Origin of the sequence: Leptospira inadai serovar Lyme str. 10, from assembly GCF_000243675.2 — a bacterium.
GTDB lineage: Bacteria > Spirochaetota > Leptospiria > Leptospirales > Leptospiraceae > Leptospira_B > Leptospira_B inadai.
On sequence record NZ_AHMM02000005.1, the window covers coordinates 19,705 to 41,004 of the forward strand.

A 21,300-nucleotide genomic window follows, 5' to 3' on the forward strand; every position below is an offset into this window, starting at 1 on the left:
GTTTTTCATAATTCGATTTATTTCAAAAAAGGCGTTCTTCTTTCGTCCTTTTCGGTTTGTTGAGCGCATAGTAAGAATCTTGGAGCGGTCTTTTATATTATGTCTAGTGTTCTTTTAATCGGCTCTGGCGGTAGGGAAAGTGCAATCGCTTACAAACTAAGGCAATCTTCAAAATTGACCTCCCTCCATGTTTTTCCGGGAAACGGCGGCTTTCCCGAAGAGGAACTCCTCCCCATCGATTCCTTAGACTTAAAACAAAAAACGTCCGTGCAAGAGTTCGTTAGAAAAGGGGGATATGACCTAGTCGTAGTCGGACCCGAGGATCCCTTAGTGGACGGTATCTGCGATTGGCTTCAGGAAATAAACGTACCGACTTTCGGGCCGTCCGCTTACTGTGCGCAGGTGGAGGGATCCAAAGAATTTGCAAAATCTTTAATGAACGAGGCGGGAGTTCCTACCGCAAAATACGAGTCTTTTTCCGATTTCGAGTCCGCCTTGGCCTATACCCGAAAAGAGGGAGTTCCGATCGTAATTAAGGCGGACGGGCTCGCAGCAGGAAAAGGGGTCACGGTTTGTTTTCGGATCGAAGAGGCCGTGATCGCGCTCAAAGAAATCTTTTTAGATAAGAAATTCGGAGTTAGCGGAAATAAAGTCGTTATCGAAGAATTTATGGAAGGTCAAGAAGCTTCCATCTTTGCGATAAGCGACGGCATCAGATATTTTACTCTTCCCGCCGCACAGGATCATAAGCGGGCCTATGACGGAGACAAGGGTCCGAACACCGGAGGCATGGGCGCATACTGTCCGACGCCTATCATCACGTCTGAAACATTAGAAAATATTAATCGAACCGTTTTCGATCCGATGTTCGAAGTATTCCGAAAAAAAGGTCATCCTTATAAAGGACTATTGTACGCCGGATTAATGATCACTCCTAAGGGAGAACCGAAGATAGTGGAATTTAATTGCCGCTTCGGTGATCCGGAAACGCAGTGTGTGCTTCCGATGCTGGACGGCGACTTATTGGAGATTTTCATGGCAAGCGCCAAAGGAAACCTCTCCGGCGTAAAAACGAGCATTCTACCGGGTGCATCTACCGTGGTCGTTTTGGCCGCAGATGGTTATCCCGAATCTTATGCAAAGAATATTCCTTTAAATATCCCCGAAACGGGTAGTAAAGATATCGTAGTTTTTCATGCAGGAACTTCAAAAAAGGATGGAAACATAATCTCCACGGGTGGAAGAATTTTAGGAGTTTCGGCCCGAGGAAAGAATCTGAAGGATTCTGTAGAAAAAGCTTATTCTTATTTAAGCAAACTCGACGCGCCCAAAACCTTCTACCGAAAGGATATTGCTCACAAAGCATTGTAGACTATGCCGTTTCTCGTATCTGGAAATATAGATTTAATCGATCAGGTCAGCCTGCGCAAGTTGGAGAAGCATCTAGGGGTCATTTTATCTCCTCATCAATATCCGATAGAACAATATAATTTAATTCGAAATTCCTTACGATCCAAACTAGATTCGGAAAACTTAATTCGAAGAATGAGTAGGAAAGAATTGCTTTCCTTTATCTATATTCTCACGCAGTTCGGGGATGTCGTCCAAGGGGAGACTCCCCAAGAATATCTAGACGTCGACAATATACCCGTCGTTTTAGAATGGCAGAAGGGACATTTTATGGTTCCTTACGAAGTCCTGGATTTTTTAGCGCATTCTAGAGTATTTCGAAATCAAAATTATCTGTTTGCGCTGATTCCTCCCCTGCCTTCTAAGGAAAAGAAAGCTTGGATCGAATGGATAGGAGCCGGATACGGGAAAACGTTTCCCAGAGAGATCAATCACGAGCTTTATTTTCAATGCCGACATCTGCAAAAACCCTTCCAAGGAAAGAGTCTGGTCCAGGAAGAAGTCATTCGGATCGATCAATTATGGGCTCCGGGAAAAGATGAAGTCGCCGACTGGTTTTATAAGGGAATCACTCCTTTCTATACGGCCATGAAGGAGCTCCAGCGGGTAGAGAGAGATCCTTTCTTATTGCATGTTTTAGATCTAATTCGTTCGGGAAAACTTGTCCTAAAACGCACCCCGGAGGAATTTGGCAAAAGAGAGGAGTTCGATCTCGTCTCGACTGTGGAAGGCAACACGCCCCAATTACGGGACACCGTATTTAGTTGGGAAGTGGAACGGGAAGAACGCGAAGACTTTCTTTTCCGTTGAAGAGCCGGCTCTTCCTTCCCTCTTTTTCACACATCTTATTATAAAGCAGTAAAAATCGATCCGCATGGAAGTTAAAAACGCCAAGGAACTCAAACGTCTCTCTAAAGAATTACAGGAGAATTTCCTGAATCGATGGAAACTCTTGAATCTGGATAAGGATCAAGATCAATTAAAGTCCTTTAACGATAGAATATCCGATCCCTCGTTTTGGGATAACCCGGATCAGGCAAAATCAATCAGCCAACGAAAAACCGAATTAGAACGAAAACTTGCGCCCTGGATCGCAATCCGACAGGACATCAACGACTTTCCGGATTTGGTGGAATTAACTTTCGAAGAGAAAGGGGAAGACGGGGTAGAAGAGCTTAGTACGGAATATTCCCGTCTAAAAGACGAATTTGAAAGATTAGAACTCCTCGGCGCACTGAACGAACCGGAGGATATGAAGCCCGCCTTCTTGAATATTCATCCCGGCGCAGGCGGCACCGAAAGTCAAGATTGGGCAGAAATGCTTTTTCGAATGTATTTAAAATACTTCGATAAGAAAGGATATCAGTACAGCGTCGTCGATTTTCAAGAAGGTGAAGGCGCCGGGATCAAGAATGCGACGATCCATGTAATCGGGGATTTCGCTTACGGTTTTTTGAAATGCGAAAACGGAGTTCATAGACTAGTCCGAATCTCCCCTTTCGACGCAAATAAAAGACGACATACGTCTTTCGTTTCGGTTCACGTCAGTCCTGAGCTGGACGACGATATCGATATAAAAATCGAAGATAAGGATTTGAGAATCGACGTGTATCGTTCGTCCGGTGCCGGCGGACAACACGTCAACACTACCGACTCGGCAGTCCGAATGACGCATATTCCGACAGGGATCGTCGTCGCCTGCCAAAATGAACGTTCGCAAATTAAAAACCGCGATACTGCGATGAAGATGCTCAAGGCGCGTTTATATGAAATGGAACAGGAGCGATTAAAAGAGGATCTGCAAAAAAAATCCGGCGAAAAGAAAGACATCGCCTGGGGAAATCAAATCCGCTCATACGTATTCCATCCTTATAATATGGTTAAAGACCATCGAACGGATTATGAAACCGGAAATGTTCAGGCGGTTATGGACGGGGACATAGAACCGTTTATTATGGCTTACTTAAAAACCCTCTAACGAATCGATGATATATCGATTCCCCGGACCGATATCCGTTCCAGCCGAGAACAAACGTTTCCCCCGCTTTTCGATACTCTCCGGTTTGATGATGAGAGATCACATAAAACGGTCCCTGAACTTCTTCTCGAACTTCCACCGTATTAAAAGCACCCATGTATCCGAGAAATACGATCAATAAGAGGAGTATAACCCCGGCGATGGATAAACCGATTTTCATAGAAACCTCGACTATATTTATGGAAGCGATCGGAGCCAAAAAAAGCGATGCGTAACGTCCCAACGGCTTGGCATCCCGAAACATATTCTCATAAAAGTATTTCTAACGTTAAAAATCCGATTCGAAGGTTTCAGTTGTTCACCAAACCGTTGCATCTAGTTTCGTGAACGATAAGCGATGAACTAGCGAATTCCGTATTTTTCCTTGGCCCGTTTGATTTTAACTTCCATTCCCTTCCACAAAGTCTCTTTTTGCGGATGGAAGGTCGCATAGACGCCTTGTCGAACAAGATCTATGATTTCTTCCAATGAAAAGTCTAGAAAGCGCCAAAGTTTAAAATATTCGTAAGTAAGATTGACGTTAAAGATTTCGGGATCGTCCGTATTGATGCAAAGAGGCAACCCTTGATCGTAATAATATCGTACCGGATGGTTCTGCTCCTTTCTAACGTATTTTCCGGTAAACACGTTAGACGTCACACAGATTTCGATCGGGATCCTGTTTTCGCGGAGATAGTTGACCAATTCCGGGTCCTGAATCGCGGAAGTACCATGGCCGATACGTTCGGCCTTACATTGTTCCACCGCTTCCCAAATCGCCCATGGACCGTCGTCTTCTCCCGAATGTGCGACGACTCGAAGCCCCGCTTCCCTCGCTTTTTTAAAGACTTCGGCATAATCCCGCGCAGGGCCCATTAATTCGGCACCGCCTAATCCGATTCCTATAATTTCCTTTTGCTTGAGCTTGAGAACCCGATTGAGATTATTCATCGCATTCTCGGGACCGAAAGAACGGGAAACATCGACCAGAATTCGAATTTCTATCCCATCCTTCGCTTTTTCCTCACGGATTCCTTCCACGAGTTGCCCGACCATTTCGTCGAAATCCAAGCCGTTCTGGATAAATTTGGAAGGTGCAAAGAAAACCTCGGTATAGAGGATATTATTGGTCCTCATGTATTCCGCAAGACTGCCAACAAAATAATACAAATCCGCGGGCTCTTTAACTAAGCTTTGGATAAAGAAGAATACTTGAATGAATCCGTTCAGATCCTTGAAATTGAACTTGGCCTCGAACTCTTCGTCGCTTAACGAAATGCCGTTCTTCACCATCAGCTTCCTCATGGTTTCCTTATTTACGCAGGCTTCCAGATGCAAATGGATTTCGGTCTTAGGGAGTTCCCGAATAAAATTGATGACGTCTTGGTCCTGAAGCTTTTGGCCCGAAAGATCCGCCGGTTCCAATAGCGCCGACGCCGTAGACCTACCGGATTCATGCGCTTCCGAATCACCGAGGAGCCAAGAAGGAGGCCGATCGACTTCTAATTCCAGAAGTCGAATCCGTTCGTTGAGTAGGTTATTGATCTGTTTATCGAAGGAAATTTGCAGGGACGACGAATACGGCCTGTCGGCGGGAAGCCGACTTTTTAATCGATTCAGTTCCGTTACGTCACGGTCGAGGATCCGGATTCTATCCAGGATGTCGGCGAAGGTTAAACCCACGGGAGCAGAATAGGGAACCGCCTCTTGGATTTCAATTCGGAAAAAGATTCCGGAGGTTTTCCTCTTATCTTTTCCAAAAATTCGCCGATCTTATAGGAAGCCCCGGAGGATTTTGTCGCATGATAACAGCGAGAAAGACTTTCTTGCCTTTTGCACTACCGTTGATCTCGGAAAGAGCCGTCGAAGAAGTTGCCGCCGTACTCCGCTCCGGCTGGATCACCTCGGGGCCGAAAGTGAAGGAATTCGAAGAAGAATTCGCCCGATACACCGGCTCGGCATACGCACTCGCATTAAATTCCGCCACCGCAGGTCTTCATTTAGCGTTAGAGGCTATCGGACTTTGCTCCGAAGACGCGGTCTTCGTTCCGGCGGTCACGTTTACCGCAACGGCGGAGACGATCTGTTACTTTGGGGCCGAACCGATCCTGACCGACGTGGATCCTATTTTCAACCTGATGACCGAAAGCACATTGAGAGAAGCGATAGACCGGGAATGCGTTTCCACTAAGGGAAATTTGGTTCATAAAAAAACCGGGAAAACCGTTCGAGCTCTAATGCCCGTCCATTTAGCCGGAGCCGTCTGCGACATGGATGCCTTGAATGCGATCGCCCGCGAGTATCATCTATACGTAATCGAAGACTCCGCTCACGCATTCCCCGCAACTCATAAAGGAGAAAAGGTAGGAACTCACGGGGATTTTACCGTCTTCAGTTTTTACGCCACCAAAGGAATTACTACCGGTGAGGGCGGCATGGTGACGACTCGACATGCTCATTTTGCGGAGCGGATCAAGCTGATGCGATTGCACGGGATCAATCGGGAAACCTTCGATCGTCCGGGCTGGTACTACGAAGTGGTTTCCCCGGGCTTCAAATATAATATGAGCGATATCGCGGCCGCAATCGGCGTCGTTCAATTATCCGAAGCGGACGAACTTTGGAAACGAAGAATTCTGATCTCGGATATTTATCGTTCCGAGTTTTCCGAATTACCTTTTCTTCATTTGCCTTTACCGGCAAAATCGGGAGAGCATTCCTGGCATTTATTTAGAGTAGAAGTCGATCGCGTAAACGGAAAGATCGATCGGGACATCTTATGTTCCGAATTAAAGAAACGAAATATAGGTTCTAGCCTGCATTTTATTCCTCTATACGAACATTCTTTTTATCAAAGGTTCGGTTTTGAAAAGAAATACTATCCGAATGCCGACTCGATGTATCAGAGAACATTGTCCCTTCCTCTGTTTCCGGGAATGAGCGACGGAGACATAGAGGATGTGGTCTCCGCAATTCGGGAAATCTTTTCGAAGTTCTGACGGCAAGAGACGCCCAGCCTAGTCGATCACAACTTGCTACTCGGGATCGGATTTCTTCGGATTGAGAGGACGAAATTCAGCGATCTTTAAACCGCTTGAAGGAAAGAATCGTTCGAGAGATCACGTCTGCAGCTGCACTTCGCGATTTCTTTCGAATCCTAAAACCGCAGTGCAATTTAAGTAAAGAAGACGAAGAATAAGAATACTTTTACGAACAATACGAGTATGCCTGCTTCCAGTTCGCTCGCTTCTTGCGCCTTATCAAAGGATGTTAAGGCCAATATCCATTCTTCCACTTCTTCGGCAATCTCGGCGTCGTCGAAATCGACCAGATTGATTTTTTTGTATCCGCCTTTCGGAATAGTTACGCCGCAGGTGGAGCAAAGATCGGAAAGGATCTCCATGGATTCCTCTCGCACGATCGCGGAGAATTCTCCCATTTCCCTGGTTTCGAGCAGGACCGCCTCTCCCAATTCTAAAATTTCCTCCATGACGGCTTCGCTTCCCTCTTCCTCGGCAAGTTCCCTCCATCCGCGTAGACAGTCCAAAAGTTCGTCCGCAAGTTCCAAAATCTTGTCGGAAGCTTCCTTTCGCTTTTCCTCGGAGAGCGATTCGGAAAATCCCTTCATCCAGGATTCCTGAACGGCATTCAAGGCGCCTTCTCCGCTGCTTAAAAAACCTAAGAGCAGATAGATCAACGCCCAAGGATTTTCGGGATGACCGTTTGCGACGCAGAACTTTTGGAAAGATTGAAACTCTTTAAGCGGGAATGCCATACGTTCTAACAGAATCCTTTTACGTGATTTACATGCAAGCAGATTGCTTCTCGCAAATCGCTTTCCAATTTATGGCGATAGAATAAGATCAGTTCAATCATGGCTAAATACAAGGCTGCGGTAATACAACTAAATAGTAATGCAGATCCTTCCGCCAATTTAGGAAAGGCAGGAGAGTCTATTCGAAACGCGGCGGAAAAAGGAGCAAAACTGATCGGCCTTCCCGAAAATTTTCCTTTCCTCGGATCGGAAAAGGAAAAATTGGAACGTGGGGAGGAGATCCAAAGATTGTCCGAGAGTTTTCTCGGTCAAACTTCCCGCGAACATCGCATCTATCTCTTAGGCGGCGGATATCCTGTCCGGACGGCGAGCGGAAAAGTGCTGAACACCGCCGCCCTTTACGGACCGGACGGAAAAGAAATATTCAGATATTATAAAATTCATTTATTCGATACGGATCCGGGAGACGGAGTCGAATACAGGGAATCTAGAAGCGTCGATTCGGGAAAGGAGCCCTCACCGATATTCTTTTCCTCCGATTTAGGTAATATTTCCACCGTAATATGCTATGACCTTCGTTTCCCCGAGCTATTCCGTGCCTTGGTTTCTAAAGGAGCGGAGATCATATTCGTTCCGTCCGCATTCACGAAACTGACAGGCATCGCTCACTGGGAGCCGCTTTTAAGAGCTAGGGCAATAGAAAATTTTTGCTATATTCTCGCACCGGCGCAGACGGGTTTGCATGGAACGGGAAGAGAAACATACGGGCATTCCATGATCGTTTCTCCCTGGGGAGAAATTTTATCCGAATCGGGAATCGAGGAAGGAATTATTTATGCTGATATCGATACGGATGAAATTAGGACGGCTAGAAAGAAAATCCCTTCTTTAAAACATCGTAAGTTCGTTGCCGATTGGGAAAAGTAGAGGTATAAAAGCATTATGAAAGAGGAATCCAAAGAAATTCCCACGACCGAGTTTCGTTCCCGAAAAGAATGGGAAAAATGGCTGAAAGGAAATCATTCCGCCGTTCTCGGAATCTGGCTTAAATTCGCTAAAAAAGATTCCGGAATAAAAACGATAACGTATGAAGAGGCGATTGAAATCGCTCTTTGTTACGGTTGGATCGATAGTCAAAAAAAACCGCTGGATGCACAATATTGGCTGCAGAAGTTTTCTCCCCGAGGTAAGAAAAGCATTTGGTCCAAGATCAATCGTACTAAGGCGGAAGAATTAATTGCCTCGGGCAAAATGAAATCCGCCGGGCTGAAAGCGATAGAAAATGCGAGGCAAAACGGATCTTGGGAAAAAGCGTACGAATCCCAAGGACGAATCACCGTACCGGAAGATCTAAAGCAGGCTTTGGAAAAAAACAAAAAAGCGAAAGCATTCTTCGAAACTTTGGACAGCGCGAATCGATACGCGATATTATTTCGAATTCATAATGCTAAAAAAGAAGAAACAAGAATCAAGCGACTTACACAATTCGTGGAGATGCTGGAACGCAACGAGAAGATTCATAATAAGAAGTCGTAATTTCCCGCTTTCGGGCCGAGAAAGTTAAGTTCAAAGACCAAAATATTACATCCCTGGCACGAAGCCGGCCTTGGCTCCAATCCTCCGGACGAGATCCGTACACTCGTTGAAATTCCGTCCGGAAGCAAAGCAAAAGCAGGGATCTCCTTTTTTCCCGGCCCCGGCTCGTGGGAGTTATGGAAATGATCGACGAAGGAGAAGGCGACTAAAAAATTTAGCTGCCGAGGAACCGGAAGGTCCGGCCTTATCCAAAGACTCGATTATAAAAGCTTTGGATCTATGCCGCCGAACCTTTCCCGAATAAGCCGATTTCGATCAGCTCCCATGAATATCGTCCAGAAATCCTTTTAGGAGCGTGAAGAATTCATTCGGCTTATCCAAATGCAACCAATGACCGGCTCCTTCCACGACGGCATACGGAAATCCGGAACCTAATTTATGCAATGATAATGGACCGTTATTTTCGGTCGTAACGACAGCATATAAAAGTCCGGAAAAATTTTTCAAAGCAGGGCTCGGATCGTAATCCAACAGAGTCTCGGTCACTCCGATTACGGTTTTCTTCGGCATGCTCATAAACTGATTCCAAATCTTTGTCTTTACCGTCGGATTCGATTTAACAAGAAGTTGTTCCCAATATCCTTGAGTCGTTTGTTCGTACGCATCGGAATGTAAAGCCGACTTTACACCGTCGCGAATGCCGTCCGGAATTCCCTTAGGGTCGCCGCCGGAATCTACGAGAAAAAGACCGAGCACCTGCTCCGGATGTTTGGCCGCGAACTCGAGAGCGACGGAGCCTCCCATGCTATGACCGACCAAGACGAATCGATTCAAGTGCAGGAATTTAGCGACCGCCGCGACGTCCTTTGTCATTGAGGAGATCGAAAAATCTCCATCTTCAGGCGGACCGGAACGACCATGCCCTCGGAGTTCGATCGAGATCACTCGTCGACTCTCCGACAATCTTTGCCTCACGTCTTCCCAATGAGAAACTTCTCCTCCCAACGAGTGCAAAAGAATGACGGGTATTCCACCCTCTCCTTCGTCTTCGAACGCGATTTTACTTTTCGGTCCTTCGATAATCCGAGAAGTTCCCCTACAAAATACGATTCCTAACACCGAACACGCTATCATCATCATCTATAAAATCCTGAATCCTTTTTTTTAATCGCAACTCTCACCGAACGTTTTTAGATAATAGTTTCCCCAATGCAGACGCGAACCGTCCGAATCGACAAAGCCGTAGCTAAGTGATCTCCTCCCCAAACGTCATTGACCGGAATATCTAAGCCGGCCTTGGATTCGTTCTTAACTTTTTCAAAGAGGGATTTTACCTGCTCAGGATCCGTATGATCCACTCGGACAGGAATTCCTACCCCACCGGCTTGAGAAACTTTCTCGGCGGTCTCTTCGATCGTTTCCGTTCGCCCTAGCTCGGACTTCAACTTCCGACTAGTGCGACCCGTAACATACACCGTGCAACCTAATTCGCCTAACGCGATCGAGATGCCTCGACCAGCTCCCCGAGTTCCTCCCGCAACGACAGCGATCTTACCGCCTAACGGTTTTGTAATCATGACAAAAGTATACGACAGCCTAGTTGTCATAATCTGTCATATTTAATCCAGAGGACGGAAGACAGACGCGTTCGCTTGCAGAGGACTGAGGACAGAGGACAGATGCGCTCGCTTCGCTCGCGCTAGACAGAAGCTGCTAGAGGTTGTGAAGGTTATAGAAGTAGAGGAGATATCTACTGTAATGCAGGAATTTTTCTCTAGAACGTGGAAACTCGGCTCACCAATGTTCTGTCCTCAGTCCTCTGTCTTCTGTCCTCTGAATATAAGATTGCAATATATGACATAGGATGTCATATATTGCCAATAAGATTATCGGATGCGGGCAGATCGTCTTTTAAATATTCTTTTGCATCTCCAAGCCAAGGGGAAAACCACTGCAAAGGAACTATCCTCCAAATTAGAAGTTTCGGAACGAACCGTCCACCGGGATATGGAAGCGCTTTCCGCCGCAGGAATTCCTATCTACGCCGAACGAGGTGTTGGAGGCGGTTGGGTTCTGAGCGACGGGTACAGAACGAATTTAACCGGGATGAAACGGGAAGAGGTACTCTCTTTGTTTCTTCTTCAATCGTCTCGAATCTTAGAAGATCTAGGAAGAAAAAAGGATTTCGACTCCGCATTCTTAAAACTCTTGGCAGCATTACCGCCGGCCTATAAAAAAGATGCCGAGACGGTTCGTCAAAGAATCCATATCGACGGAGCCGGTTGGAACCAAGCGATACGGGATCTTCCTCAGCTTCCGATTTTACAGGATGCGATTTGGGAAGATCGAAAAATAGAAATATTGTACGAAAAAGAAGGCCAGACTTCGCCCAGACTTTTGGAACCGTTAGGACTCGTTGCAAAGGACACGGTCTGGTATTTAGTCGCTCGAAGAAGCAGGGAGATCCGGATCTACAGAATATCACGAATTAGAAATACTCGCCTAACGGAAGAAAGGTTCGATCGTCCCAAAAAATTCGATCTTGCGAAATATTGGGAAGTGTGGTTGCAGGATTTTCAATCCAGACTGCCGCGATATCTGGTTCGAATTAAGATCACAACCGCCTTGGAACCGCGGATACGGAATATTCCGTACGCCAAAATCACTAAGACGTTTCCTCCCAAAAAAGGTTGGAGCGAATTGGAGCTGGATCTAGAAACCCAGGATTGGGCAACAGGAATATTGATGCGCTTCGGATCCGAAATCGAAGTACTGCATCCGCCGGAATTGAAAGAATCGATCCTTAAGAAAGCGAAGGAACTCTTGAGTCTATACGAACCTTCCGATTCCTGAAATTTCCGCCGTTTATCGCAAAACCCCGGTCTCCTCTATAAAAAGTCTTCCACTTGAATTAGGAACCGTTCCATCCCAGAATGCAAAATTTAAGATTTATTATTATTCGATCGAAATATTTTAGTCCGAAGTCCTTAAAATTTCGGGAAAAAGCGATTCGTGGATGGCAGGAATCGACTCCAAAATCGTAGATTTTCGAATCTTCTGCCTTCTAATAAGAGAACCTCCCAGGCTAAGAACTTCTATGCTGCTGAATCCAGAGAGCGAACATACTCAAGTTAGAAATTTCTTAGAGCTTACTACGGACGCGGTTATTCTAGCGGATTCCCACGGGAGGCTTATCGAATTTAATTCCAATGCAAGGAAATTGGAGTTAATTTCCGAAAACGATTCCCTGCTGGAAAAAGATTGGTATCCGGTTCTCCGACTCCTTGCACCGGGCGACGCCGTCCATATCTTTTTAAGAACCTCCACAAGTAAGCGACGATTCGAAGTTAAAGTTGCCGCGATCCGTTTAACGGATTTTCCGGAAAAAACTTTAACCGCCTATATATTCCAAGACAAAACGGATTTTCGGAAACTTGAAGTTACGTTAAGTAGATTAAAGTCCTTGAATCGTCGGGATAGAAATAAGATCCGAGAACTCGAAATTAGAGATCCATTAACCGGATTGTTTAATAGAAATTACATGGTGGAAACATTCAATGCGGAGCTTTCCAAGGCTACTAGAAACGGCCATTCGATAGGTATCATACTCATGGATATCGATCGATTGAAAGGAATCAACGACGCTTTCGGAAATAGCAAAGGAGATATGTTTATCGCCGAAATCGGGAAAATCCTTTTGGAGAATTCGAGAAAGAGCGATATCGCCTGCCGGTTGGGCGGAGAAGAATTCTTGCTTTTATTACCGGGAGCGGAAAGAAAAATCGTTTTGGAACGGGCCGAGAGGATTCGAGAGTTATTCTCTAAGTTTTTTGTGGAGAATTTCGCCGATCCGATTACCGGAACTCTTTCTGCCGGAGTCGCAATGTTTCCTGCCGACGGATCTTCCGAAGATGAGCTCATCTACGCGGCAAATTCCGCATTGTACATCGCAAAGCGATCCGGTAGAAACAGAGTCGTTTCCACCGGAACTAAAGATTAAAATCGTACGAGACAGATCGAGAGGAAGATTCTCTTCTTACGTATATGGAATACGTGGAATCTTTCGAGGGCGATCGAGCCAAGGCCTACGACGAGCGAATCGTAAGAATGATCCCGTTTTACGACGGGGTTCAGGAATTAGTGGCGACGCTACTTTTAGAATTCGTAAAGGAAAATTCCGGGATACTTTGTGCGGGATGCGGAACCGGTGCGGACTTTCAAAAATTATTAGAAGTCGCACCGGATCGATACTCCATCACCGGAGTTGATCCTTCTCCGGAAATGATTTCCCAGGCTAAAATAAAGTACCCTTCATTGAGATTCGAATGTTGCACCGTTCAGAATCTGCCGGTCGATATCGCTTATGCGGGAGCGACATTATTGTTCGTCCTCCATTTTCTCCCCGACGACGGCGCCAAACTTTCCCTATTACAAGAAATTGCAAAAAGACTCGAGCCCGGAAGTACATTCATATTATTCGACCTCTGCGACCCCTCACCACATAACCGGGATTTTATTTTCCGTTCCGCAGAATCTTATTTAAAAAATTTTAAAGAATGGAAATCAAGCGAATTAAAATTGTATATCAAACGAGTAAAACGACTGCATCGGATTTCCGAATTTCGTTATCAGGAATTATTTCATGCGGCCGGATTCTCAAATGCACAACAAGTCTTTCAAGCAATGCACGTCTGCGGCTGGGTCGTTTTCAAGAACTAGAGTGACAATTATCAATCGTTCACTCCTATCATAACGCCGAAATTCTAATAGCCTCGACATTACTATCCGGAATGATTTAATCATTCCGAATTCATATAGGAAGGTAGTGATGAATTCCGTAAAACCGAAAGCGGCCAAACACTGGTGGATTCACGTGATCGTAGGAATCCTCTGGATAGGAGTCGGAATTATTACCTTATTTTTCCCGATCCAAAGCTATTTAGGTTTGAGCATCGCATTTTCGATCATATTAGCGATGACGGGCCTATTTCAAATTTCTTTTGCGATATCGAACCGAAATCGATTCTCCGGTTGGGGCTGGAATCTTGCATTAGGAATTCTAGATATAATTGTCGGATCAGTCCTGCTAGTTCATCCCGAAGTGACCGCCATTACTCTTCCTTTTATTTTAGGTTTTTGGTTGGTGTTCCGCGGAGTCTCTTTAATTTCATTCGCCCTCGAAGTGCACTCCGTTCAATCGTATCCTTGGGGCTGGCTTTTATTTAGCGGAATCGCAACCGTTCTGTTCGCATTAGGAATACTCTTCTTTCCGCTGCTCGGGATGTTCACTATCCTCGTATGGGCGGGTGCCGGGTTCCTGATTTCAGGTTTCGGGAATATGTGTCTAGGATGGAAGGAGTGGAAAGCATAACTCTCCGAACGCGGCCTATCAACGTTTTATTACGACGATTCTTTGAGCGAATCTTCCCGATTAATTCTGTATCCGTTGAACTGACGATATCCGTTGGGGCTGAAACCGGTTAATTTTTTGAATTCTAGATTAAATGCGGATTTGGAACTAAAACCGGATTTAACTCGGACCTCGGCAATCGATAATTTCGGGGTAAGAAGGAGTAATTTTTTGGCCTCTTCTATTCTATACTGGTTCATTAAAGTAGGAAAATTCGTCTTAAATTCCACGTTTATGATTTCGGAAAGTTGATGGATTCCGATTCCCAATTCCTTGGCTAAATGTTCTTCCTTCAGAGAATTTTTTAAAAATATTTTGTCCTCTTGAATCATCGTGAGAATACGGGAAACTAAGCTCCCCACTTCCAACGAGGAAACCGTACTCTTTCGATTTCCGGACTTGGAGGGTTCGGAATAAAAATATCCCTCGGCACCGATCGAAAATAGGCAATAATTCGAAATAAACATGTGGAAAGGAGCAAAAAAAACGACGGAGAATATCGCGATTTCGTTATATGGATAAAAATCGAAATGGTAAAGCGACTTAGCCGAATTCAACAGAAAGAAAACGGTCCAGGAAAATAAATAAACGATTACCGTCGGTCTTCCGGAACCGAGTATCGACCTATGCGATTTTATAAAAAAATAAATCGTAAGCGCCGAAGCTCCCGCTAGGATGAGAATCCGATATTCGAATACCGGCTCCGATACGGGAATCAGCAAGAAAGAAAATCCGAATAGGAGGGCCGATAAGGAGATCCAATTTCCCTTTTGCTTTCCGTTCCAAATTCTTTCAACCGAAAGAAAAAAAGGAAATAAGGAGATATAGGATACGGTTTGAAAAAGAAAGTACGGATATTCCGTTATTCTTCCGCTTACACCCCAAAATAAAGCGAAAGACTTTATATGCAAAAAATAAAAGAAGAATAAGGAAATTAAGATATACGCATGAAGAGCCGGGAAAACCGCCTTTTTGCGTCGAATCCAATAAATCATTCCTAAAACCCAAGTAAATATCGTTAAAAGAAAAATGAAAATCACCGAAGCGCCGCGCACTGACTCTCCCTTTTCCATCGTGCTTTGGCCCTGCACTTTAACGGGAAAGTTCGCGTACGTAATGTCCTCGGTAGAATAAAAATAATAATAAAATGTTTTCGTTTCCCCCGATCGTAACCGAATCGGAAAAGAAGGAAAGCGTGGAACAAGGTACCCTCGGAAATTCTTATCCTCGCTCTGAACATAGAAGTCTCGTTCAAATCGGCCTTCGGACGAAAAAGCGCAGAATTCGATTCGAGAAAGATTGGTTGAGAAAAAAACGAGTCGTTTATCAACGTCATTTCCCGTTTCATTCTTAAAAGTAAACCTTAGCCAATTGCCGAAATTAGTTTTGCGCACTCTTAAGGTATTAGGAATCGGATTCGTGTGCCATTCCAGTTTTCGTACTTTTTCCAATCCTCGATCGGAGCAGCCGACTACAGCAGTCCCCCTATACCTATATTCGGCTTGAGAACTTATATTCAGCGTATCGGGAGTACTTGTAGTGATAGAAATCGGATCTGCTGTTATTATCTTAGGAGACAGCAAGGAAAGAAGTGCGGAAACGAGTATGAGAGAATGAGAATAGTTTCGAATCTTCATATTTTATTTGGCTCTACTCAAAGCGGTAAACTCAAACCATTAGGACATCCGGAAAAAACCCGAAAAAATCGGAATAATATCGCTCTCTTGATATTTAAAGCGGAACGGACGTCAAACAAAAATGCACATTTCGGTTACCGGATATATCGCTTAGCGAAATAAAGAAAGAGAAGAGAACTCCAATACGCTTTCGATAAAAATTTCACCGATAAACGGAAAGCTTTCGAAGGTCGATATGAATTTTTATTCCTTTTATCCGGAAGCAACGATCCGAATCCGAACTCTCCTTATTCGACAATCGATTACAGAATGAACGAGCGATACAATATAAAATCTTGCTAATATAGATCGTCCAACTTTTTAAATGTGGACAACTTTTTACGCGGTTTTAGGCATGAAAATGCAAACTCACTTGACATGCGGGGGATCAAATAAAACGAAGATACTAGGGTTCGACAAGTCGATGGAAAAATTTATCGGTAGACTATTAAGATACAGCGCCATTGCGCTAGTCTTATGCTTGTCCGTTAATATTGCCCTCACGAAACCGTTTGCTCAAAAAGAGAAATTTCGTGCCGAAACTGAAACGGAGGATTCTCTAGAAGTACGGGAAGAGCGTCCCGAGCAGGACCAATCTAATTTTTCTCTCTCGGGTTTGATTCCGGCGGAGTATATCGATTATCCTAGTTTCACTTACGAATTTTCCTACGTCATAGGTCTCCTTTTATCCTCTTTATATTCCATTCTTCTTTTACCTTCCCTATTAAATATCCCTCCCCCTTCCTGCAAAGTTTAAAAGATTCAAGCACGGCGCGTAGAGCGCTTCGCAACTTTATTCTAATTTAGAATTATTCTTCAATAGAGTAACGCTCCGTATCCAGGCGAAGTTCGAAGCATATAAGATAAGAAATCGTGGGACGAGGTACCCGATGAGCCAAAAGAATAAAAACATTCAAACCCTTCCCATACGGAGCGAAAGCTCGTCTCCAAACGACGTCGCTCCCGATTCCTATGCCGAGGCGGTTCAGCAGGTTAACCAGGCAGGCATTGCCGCATTTTCCGTAAAGAACCCTCACTTAATGATCGTCTCTTGCATTATCGTTCTCGTTTTAGGAGTTCTGGCCTTGTTCCAGATGCCTCGGGATCTCCTACCCCCATCCAAACAACCTGCAGTTCAAATACTGGACGTTTATTGGGGAATGCCGACTTCCAGTACCGAAACCATTTTAACTTGGAAGTTCGAGAGATATACGGGTCAAGCCCCCGGACTGATCCACCAAGAATCGAAATCTTATCCCGGCGTAAGCGTGGTTAATAATTTCTTCGACGAAGATTCCACATCGAGACCGGAAGCCATGGCATCCACCGTGGGCTATATCATGTCGGTGCTCCGGAGACTTCCGCCGGGCGCCATGCCTCCGATCGTTCTGCCGTTCGACCCGATGGGTTCTACTCCGGTTTGTCTTGTTGCAGTGAGCGGAGATTTCGAAGTTAACGAACTTTATGATAGAGGTCAATACGACGTTCGTCGTGCCTTGCAAGGAACTCCGGGAACCATAGCTCCCACCGTTATGGGTGGAGCGGAAAAGCAAGTCATCATCGAATTAGATCCGCTCAAATTGAAACAGTACGATATGTCCGCGGCGGAAGCGATGGATAAGATCGGACGATTAAATACGTTTATTCCGGCAGGCGACGTTAAGATCGGCGACTTCGATTATCCGATCTATACTAACGGGGTCGCGGACAGCATCCAAGCCTTCGACGACTTCCCTCTCCGAAGCAGGGAAGGAGTATCCGTTTTTGTCAAAAACGTGGGTAAAACCAAGGAGTCTAGCATTGTTCAGACCGAAATGGTCACGTTAAACGGCAAGGAAATCGTATACGTTCCGGTCTTACGCCAACAAGGAGCGAACACGTTAGCCGTCGTTGACGCGGCCAGAGAAGCGATGAAAAGTCTGGAAAAGGAGATTAAAGGTCTTAAATTGAATATCGTCGCCGACACGACCGTATTCATCCGCAAAGCCGTCGAAACCGTGGGAGAAGAAGCCATGTTCGGAGGCGGCTTGGCGGCCCTGATGGTCTTTCTTTTTCTGGGTAATCCTCGCGCGACCTTCGCGACCTTACTTTCCCTTCCTTTTTCCACTCTATTCGTGTTGATGGGCTTAAAGGCTACGGGATCGACGATCAATATCATGACGTTAGGCGGAATGGCACTTTCTATCGGTCTACTCGTGGACAACTCGATCGTCGCAATCGAAAATATTATGCGACATCTCGCGGAAGATAAGGATCCGAATAGAATTCGGGTAGTCGTAAGGGCGGCGCAGGAAGTCACTCCGCCGATCATCGCGGTGACTCTTTGCAACGTAGTCGTACTATTCCCGATCCTACTTACGAAGGGAGTCGTAAACGTCCTCTTCGGAGCGATTGCAAAAACCGTAATGCTCGCGATAACGGGTTCCTTATTATCCGAAACGGCAATCATTCCTCTCTTTGCAAGTCGCTTCCTAACGGGTGAACCGCCTAAACTTCCGAAGTTCTTCCAAGTGATCCAGGACCTAATCGCCGGCCTCACTGAAATTTACGGCAGGGCACTCGAAAAAGTAATGACCAAGACTAGGGCGGTCGTAATCGGAATCTGCATTTTGTTCGCGATCGGCGCCGCCGCATTGCCGTTTATCGGAACGGAACTTTTTCCGCGGGCAGATGCGGGCAGCTTCGTTTTACATCTGAGACTTCCCTCCGGCCTTCGAATCGAGGAAACGAGCGAGAAAGCCAAGCAGGTGGAAGCCAAGCTCAAAGAATGGATTAAAAGCGATCTGGAAATGGTGCTTTCCGATTCAGGATTGTATCAGGGATTTCCGGCAGCTTTTTCACAAAACGGCGGAACGCAAGATGTGACGATGACCGTCGAGCTAAAGGAAAATCGAAAGAAAACTTCCCAGTACTACGCGCGAATCATTCGGGAAAAACTACCTCAGGAATTTCCGAACGTCGATATAGGCGTAGAATTGGGCGGACTTCTTTCCTCTTCACTGAACGGAGGCGCGCAGGCGCCGATAAACGTTCAAGTCAAAGGTTCGAACGCCGGAAAAGCCTATGAAATCGCCAAAAGCTTACTGCCAGACATCAAGGCCGTCAAGGGAGCGACCGACGTTCGTATTTTAGAAAACTTTGATACTCCGGCGATCGAAGTGAACATAAATAGAAAGAAGGCGGACGCCCAAGGAGTTCTTACGGACGAAATCGTTCAGAATATAGTAAGCGCCTTGGCGGGAAGTATCGTTTACAAGCCTACGATCTGGGTCGACCCGAAGAGCGGCATAGACTACGCGTTAGGCGTCCGTTTCCCCGAAGAAAAATTTCAAACGATGAAGGATTTCGAAAATATTCCGGTAACCGGTAAATTTCAAGAGAGAGCCATCCCGCTTTCCCAGCTTTCCGATATCGAACAAACCCAAGGTCCGACCGTATTAAGTCGGGTAAATATGAAACGAACCGTAAACATCATGCTGGACTCTCAGGACCGCGATGTTGGAAGCGTTTCTTCCGAGATCGAAAAGATCATAAAGAGCGTTAAAGTCCCGGACGGATATAAGATCGCAATTACGGGAGAAATCGAAAAAATGCGGGACGCTCTTTCTCAACTAGGGGGCGGCTTCTTTCTCTCCGCGTTTCTAGTTTACATGATTCTCGTAGTGCAATTTAGATCCTTCCTGTTACCGGGTATCATGATGCTCACGGTACCGTTGGGGATGATCGGAATCGCCTTAATGTTCTCCATTACGGGAACATACTATAGCCTCCAGGCAGGAATCGGCACCATTTTTCTCATCGGCATCGCCGTTTCCAACGGGGTTCTCTTGATCGAGTTCATTCTCCATATGATCGAGCACGAAAAGATGAATCTTGACGAAGGAATTATAGCCGGAGCGAAGGCGAGATTGCGGCCCATTATGATGACTTCGTTGGCTTCCATGTTGGGTTTAACTCCTATGGCAATCGGTTTCGGAAAAGGTGCGGAAGCGAATATCCCGCTGGGCAGAGCGGTCATAGGAGGTCAATTTCTTGCTACTCTGCTTACTCTATTCGTTCTACCGACCGTATTCAGATATCTTTACCGAAAATTTTATCTGAAGGGAAATTAACTCCTATGAAATTTCCAGGCGAAGTCATGAATCTTATATCAAATAAACTAATAAATATAATAATAATATTCATTATTGTATTTTCTTCGACTCTATACTCCGAAACCGAAACGATACTTACGATCGAAGATCTGATGTCTAAGGCCGAAAAAACCAGCCCCGACGTGGCCGCAAAGATTTTCCAAGCCAAGCAGGCGGAAGAAACGATAGGCGTCGCAAAATCCGCGTACATGCCGACCGCATATGCTTCGGGCATGATCACTTCCGGCTTACCCGGCTCCTTCGGAGAGCCCGGAGTCATGGTGCCGAGAGGCGTGATGGTTTCTCCATTTCATGCAGGCCCGTCTGCCGGTATTTGGGGACAATACACTCTCTATGATTGGGGGAGAAGAGCGAATGACGTAAAGTTCGCGGAAAGCCAGGCAAAGGAAAGAAAAGAAGAGATTCGACTGACACGAATCGAAGTGCTGGATACCTCGGTCAGAAGCTATTACTCCTGCGCTAGAAATAGAAGCATGATGGAATTATGGTCCGGTTTAACCGACGATTTGGAAACGATCCGCAGGGAAGTCCTTAGATTCGTAAGGAACGGACAAAAATCCGTAGTTGATAGATATTTAATAGAATCACAAGTCGAACAAATCAAAACGCAAACTAGCGACTATGAGCTAAGATTAAAAAAGGCAAGAGAAGAATTAGGTTTATTAGTACAGGAAGATTGGAATAACTTTTCCTGCCCGACGATTCTTTCCATCAACCTAGGTAAATTGCCCGAACAGGAATCGTCTGTTGTAAGACTTACCGACCCCGCATTAGGAATCGGAAATGAATACGATAGCTCGCCGATCGTAAGTAGGGCAAAATTGGAACTGATTTCCGCCGAAGCGAAATTAGATCGCTCAAAAGCCGACTTTATGCCCGAACTTAAATCATCCTATTCCGTCGGCACGTTCAAGGAAGCACGTCTTGTTCCTTATCAAAATTATTCGGCGAATCTTTCCTTCGTCGTCCCCGTATTCGAAGGATTAAAGACGGTTAAGGAAGTAAAGGCCGCCGAGCACGACGTTTCCGCAAAGAGAAAGGAATTGGAGGCGGCAAGAAAGAGAGTCGCAGAATTAAACGTGGGTTTAGGAAAGACGATCGATTCCTCGGCGTTGAGAATCAAGCACCTTCGTACCGAGGTGGATCTTGCAAAGACGGCGTACGAAGTCGCAAGAAGTCGCTACGCGAATTACCAGGGAACCTTGGTCGATTTTCGGGAAGCCTTCCGGAACCTTTTACGAACCCAGGGAGAATTGATCGATGCCTACACCGAGTATTTGATTTATACCAAGGTGAAAGACTTGGTTAACGGAAAAATATAA

Annotated in this window: 19 protein-coding genes; 13 read left to right on the forward strand and 6 right to left on the reverse strand. The window is 45.5% G+C overall.

Annotated features, from left to right (window positions below; translation table 11 throughout):
- Positions 1-99 precede the first annotated feature (99 nt).
- From purD to prfB, 3 genes are all read left to right on the forward strand, one after another.
- On the forward strand, positions 100-1,371 hold the full coding sequence (gene purD, locus LEP1GSC047_RS00475) for a phosphoribosylamine--glycine ligase (protein WP_010417758.1): 1,272 nt from the start codon (positions 100-102) through the stop codon (positions 1,369-1,371).
- 3 nt (positions 1,372-1,374) lie between these two features.
- Positions 1,375-2,220 carry a hypothetical protein gene (locus tag LEP1GSC047_RS00480; protein WP_010417756.1) on the forward strand — a complete coding sequence of 282 codons (846 nt, stop codon included), beginning with the start codon at positions 1,375-1,377 and terminating at the stop codon, positions 2,218-2,220.
- Positions 2,221-2,284: 64 nt separating this feature from the next.
- Positions 2,285-3,388 carry a peptide chain release factor 2 gene (gene prfB / locus LEP1GSC047_RS00485; protein ID WP_010417755.1) on the forward strand — a complete coding sequence of 368 codons (1,104 nt, stop codon included), beginning with the start codon at positions 2,285-2,287 and terminating at the stop codon, positions 3,386-3,388.
- Here prfB and LEP1GSC047_RS22445 read toward each other — a convergent pair.
- Both LEP1GSC047_RS22445 and add read right to left on the reverse strand, forming a co-directional pair.
- Complete coding sequence (locus LEP1GSC047_RS22445) at positions 3,363-3,692, reverse strand: hypothetical protein (protein WP_010417753.1); 330 nt, start codon at positions 3,690-3,692, stop codon at positions 3,363-3,365. The two genes, prfB and LEP1GSC047_RS22445, sit on opposite strands and share 26 nt — an antisense overlap.
- Before the next feature lie 98 nt (positions 3,693-3,790).
- Positions 3,791-5,110 carry an adenosine deaminase gene (gene add, locus LEP1GSC047_RS00495; RefSeq protein WP_010417752.1) on the reverse strand — a complete coding sequence of 440 codons (1,320 nt, stop codon included), beginning with the start codon at positions 5,108-5,110 and terminating at the stop codon, positions 3,791-3,793.
- A 119-nt stretch (positions 5,111-5,229) separates the two neighbouring features.
- Between add and LEP1GSC047_RS00500 the strand changes: the two genes are divergently transcribed.
- A complete protein-coding gene (locus LEP1GSC047_RS00500) occupies positions 5,230-6,426 on the forward strand; it encodes a DegT/DnrJ/EryC1/StrS family aminotransferase (protein ID WP_010417749.1) in 1,197 nt (398 codons plus the stop codon).
- A 176-nt stretch (positions 6,427-6,602) separates the two neighbouring features.
- Here the strand turns inward: LEP1GSC047_RS00500 and LEP1GSC047_RS00505 are convergent, their stop codons facing one another.
- Positions 6,603-7,202 (reverse strand): hypothetical protein, encoded by a 600-nt coding sequence (locus LEP1GSC047_RS00505; protein ID WP_010417745.1) that lies wholly within the window; start codon positions 7,200-7,202, stop codon positions 6,603-6,605.
- Between the two features lie 99 nt (positions 7,203-7,301).
- Here LEP1GSC047_RS00505 and LEP1GSC047_RS00510 point away from each other — a divergent pair, with 99 nt between their 5' ends.
- A complete protein-coding gene (locus LEP1GSC047_RS00510; RefSeq protein WP_010417743.1) occupies positions 7,302-8,129 on the forward strand; it encodes a carbon-nitrogen hydrolase family protein in 828 nt (275 codons plus the stop codon).
- Positions 8,130-8,144: 15 nt separating this feature from the next.
- Positions 8,145-8,738, forward strand: coding sequence for a YdeI/OmpD-associated family protein (locus LEP1GSC047_RS00515; protein ID WP_010417739.1), 594 nt, complete (start codon positions 8,145-8,147; stop codon positions 8,736-8,738).
- A 315-nt stretch (positions 8,739-9,053) separates the two neighbouring features.
- Here the strand turns inward: LEP1GSC047_RS00515 and LEP1GSC047_RS00525 are convergent, their stop codons facing one another.
- Together LEP1GSC047_RS00525 and LEP1GSC047_RS00530 are read right to left on the reverse strand one after the other, a co-directional pair.
- The gene (locus LEP1GSC047_RS00525; RefSeq protein WP_010417733.1) at positions 9,054-9,878 is read right to left on the reverse strand and encodes an alpha/beta fold hydrolase; all 825 of its coding nucleotides are present in this window, start codon (positions 9,876-9,878) and stop codon (positions 9,054-9,056) included.
- A 50-nt stretch (positions 9,879-9,928) separates the two neighbouring features.
- A complete protein-coding gene (locus LEP1GSC047_RS00530) occupies positions 9,929-10,345 on the reverse strand; it encodes an SDR family NAD(P)-dependent oxidoreductase (protein WP_238325495.1) in 417 nt (138 codons plus the stop codon).
- A gap of 286 nt (positions 10,346-10,631) precedes the next feature.
- Here LEP1GSC047_RS00530 and LEP1GSC047_RS00535 point away from each other — a divergent pair, with 286 nt between their 5' ends.
- From LEP1GSC047_RS00535 to LEP1GSC047_RS00550, 4 genes are all read left to right on the forward strand, one after another.
- Positions 10,632-11,591 (forward strand): helix-turn-helix transcriptional regulator, encoded by a 960-nt coding sequence (locus tag LEP1GSC047_RS00535; RefSeq protein WP_010417728.1) that lies wholly within the window; start codon positions 10,632-10,634, stop codon positions 11,589-11,591.
- A 244-nt stretch (positions 11,592-11,835) separates the two neighbouring features.
- Positions 11,836-12,738, forward strand: coding sequence for a GGDEF domain-containing protein (locus tag LEP1GSC047_RS00540; RefSeq protein ID WP_039933743.1), 903 nt, complete (start codon positions 11,836-11,838; stop codon positions 12,736-12,738).
- Between the two features lie 44 nt (positions 12,739-12,782).
- Positions 12,783-13,457, forward strand: coding sequence for a class I SAM-dependent methyltransferase (locus tag LEP1GSC047_RS00545; RefSeq protein ID WP_010417722.1), 675 nt, complete (start codon positions 12,783-12,785; stop codon positions 13,455-13,457).
- A gap of 109 nt (positions 13,458-13,566) precedes the next feature.
- Positions 13,567-14,109 (forward strand): HdeD family acid-resistance protein, encoded by a 543-nt coding sequence (locus tag LEP1GSC047_RS00550; RefSeq protein ID WP_010417719.1) that lies wholly within the window; start codon positions 13,567-13,569, stop codon positions 14,107-14,109.
- A 29-nt stretch (positions 14,110-14,138) separates the two neighbouring features.
- Here LEP1GSC047_RS00550 and LEP1GSC047_RS00555 read toward each other — a convergent pair whose 3' ends face one another.
- On the reverse strand, positions 14,139-15,785 hold the full coding sequence (locus LEP1GSC047_RS00555; protein WP_020988027.1) for a helix-turn-helix domain-containing protein: 1,647 nt from the start codon (positions 15,783-15,785) through the stop codon (positions 14,139-14,141).
- A gap of 463 nt (positions 15,786-16,248) precedes the next feature.
- Between LEP1GSC047_RS00555 and LEP1GSC047_RS00565 the strand changes: the two genes are divergently transcribed.
- From LEP1GSC047_RS00565 to LEP1GSC047_RS00575, 3 genes are all read left to right on the forward strand, one after another.
- Entirely contained in the window at positions 16,249-16,581 is a 333-nt protein-coding gene (locus LEP1GSC047_RS00565; RefSeq protein WP_010417714.1) for a hypothetical protein, read from the forward strand.
- A 133-nt stretch (positions 16,582-16,714) separates the two neighbouring features.
- Positions 16,715-19,936 carry an efflux RND transporter permease subunit gene (locus tag LEP1GSC047_RS00570; protein WP_010417712.1) on the forward strand — a complete coding sequence of 1,074 codons (3,222 nt, stop codon included), beginning with the start codon at positions 16,715-16,717 and terminating at the stop codon, positions 19,934-19,936.
- A gap of 5 nt (positions 19,937-19,941) precedes the next feature.
- Positions 19,942-21,300 carry a TolC family protein gene (locus tag LEP1GSC047_RS00575; RefSeq protein WP_010417710.1) on the forward strand — a complete coding sequence of 453 codons (1,359 nt, stop codon included), beginning with the start codon at positions 19,942-19,944 and terminating at the stop codon, positions 21,298-21,300.

What these genes read in the sequence shown, in the direction of transcription:
- LEP1GSC047_RS00535 (WP_010417728.1), top strand. Translation starts at nt 10,632, where the DNA reads ATGCGGGCAGATCGTCTTTTAAATATTCTTTTGCATCTCCAAGCCAAG.
- LEP1GSC047_RS00525 (WP_010417733.1), bottom strand. Translation starts at nt 9,878, where the DNA reads ATGATGATGATAGCGTGTTCGGTGTTAGGAATCGTATTTTGTAGGGGA.
- LEP1GSC047_RS00505 (WP_010417745.1), bottom strand. Translation starts at nt 7,202, where the DNA reads ATGGCATTCCCGCTTAAAGAGTTTCAATCTTTCCAAAAGTTCTGCGTC.
- LEP1GSC047_RS00570 (WP_010417712.1), top strand. Translation starts at nt 16,715, where the DNA reads ATGAGCCAAAAGAATAAAAACATTCAAACCCTTCCCATACGGAGCGAA.
- LEP1GSC047_RS00550 (WP_010417719.1), top strand. Translation starts at nt 13,567, where the DNA reads ATGAATTCCGTAAAACCGAAAGCGGCCAAACACTGGTGGATTCACGTG.
- LEP1GSC047_RS00575 (WP_010417710.1), top strand. Translation starts at nt 19,942, where the DNA reads ATGAAATTTCCAGGCGAAGTCATGAATCTTATATCAAATAAACTAATA.
- LEP1GSC047_RS00545 (WP_010417722.1), top strand. Translation starts at nt 12,783, where the DNA reads ATGGAATACGTGGAATCTTTCGAGGGCGATCGAGCCAAGGCCTACGAC.
- LEP1GSC047_RS00500 (WP_010417749.1), top strand. Translation starts at nt 5,230, where the DNA reads ATGATAACAGCGAGAAAGACTTTCTTGCCTTTTGCACTACCGTTGATC.
- LEP1GSC047_RS00555 (WP_020988027.1), bottom strand. Translation starts at nt 15,785, where the DNA reads ATGAAGATTCGAAACTATTCTCATTCTCTCATACTCGTTTCCGCACTT.
- LEP1GSC047_RS00565 (WP_010417714.1), top strand. Translation starts at nt 16,249, where the DNA reads ATGGAAAAATTTATCGGTAGACTATTAAGATACAGCGCCATTGCGCTA.
- purD (WP_010417758.1), top strand. Translation starts at nt 100, where the DNA reads ATGTCTAGTGTTCTTTTAATCGGCTCTGGCGGTAGGGAAAGTGCAATC.
- prfB (WP_010417755.1), top strand. Translation starts at nt 2,285, where the DNA reads ATGGAAGTTAAAAACGCCAAGGAACTCAAACGTCTCTCTAAAGAATTA.
- LEP1GSC047_RS00480 (WP_010417756.1), top strand. Translation starts at nt 1,375, where the DNA reads ATGCCGTTTCTCGTATCTGGAAATATAGATTTAATCGATCAGGTCAGC.
- LEP1GSC047_RS00515 (WP_010417739.1), top strand. Translation starts at nt 8,145, where the DNA reads ATGAAAGAGGAATCCAAAGAAATTCCCACGACCGAGTTTCGTTCCCGA.
- LEP1GSC047_RS00530 (WP_238325495.1), bottom strand. Translation starts at nt 10,345, where the DNA reads ATGACAACTAGGCTGTCGTATACTTTTGTCATGATTACAAAACCGTTA.
- LEP1GSC047_RS22445 (WP_010417753.1), bottom strand. Translation starts at nt 3,692, where the DNA reads ATGTTTCGGGATGCCAAGCCGTTGGGACGTTACGCATCGCTTTTTTTG.
- LEP1GSC047_RS00540 (WP_039933743.1), top strand. Translation starts at nt 11,836, where the DNA reads ATGCTGCTGAATCCAGAGAGCGAACATACTCAAGTTAGAAATTTCTTA.
- LEP1GSC047_RS00510 (WP_010417743.1), top strand. Translation starts at nt 7,302, where the DNA reads ATGGCTAAATACAAGGCTGCGGTAATACAACTAAATAGTAATGCAGAT.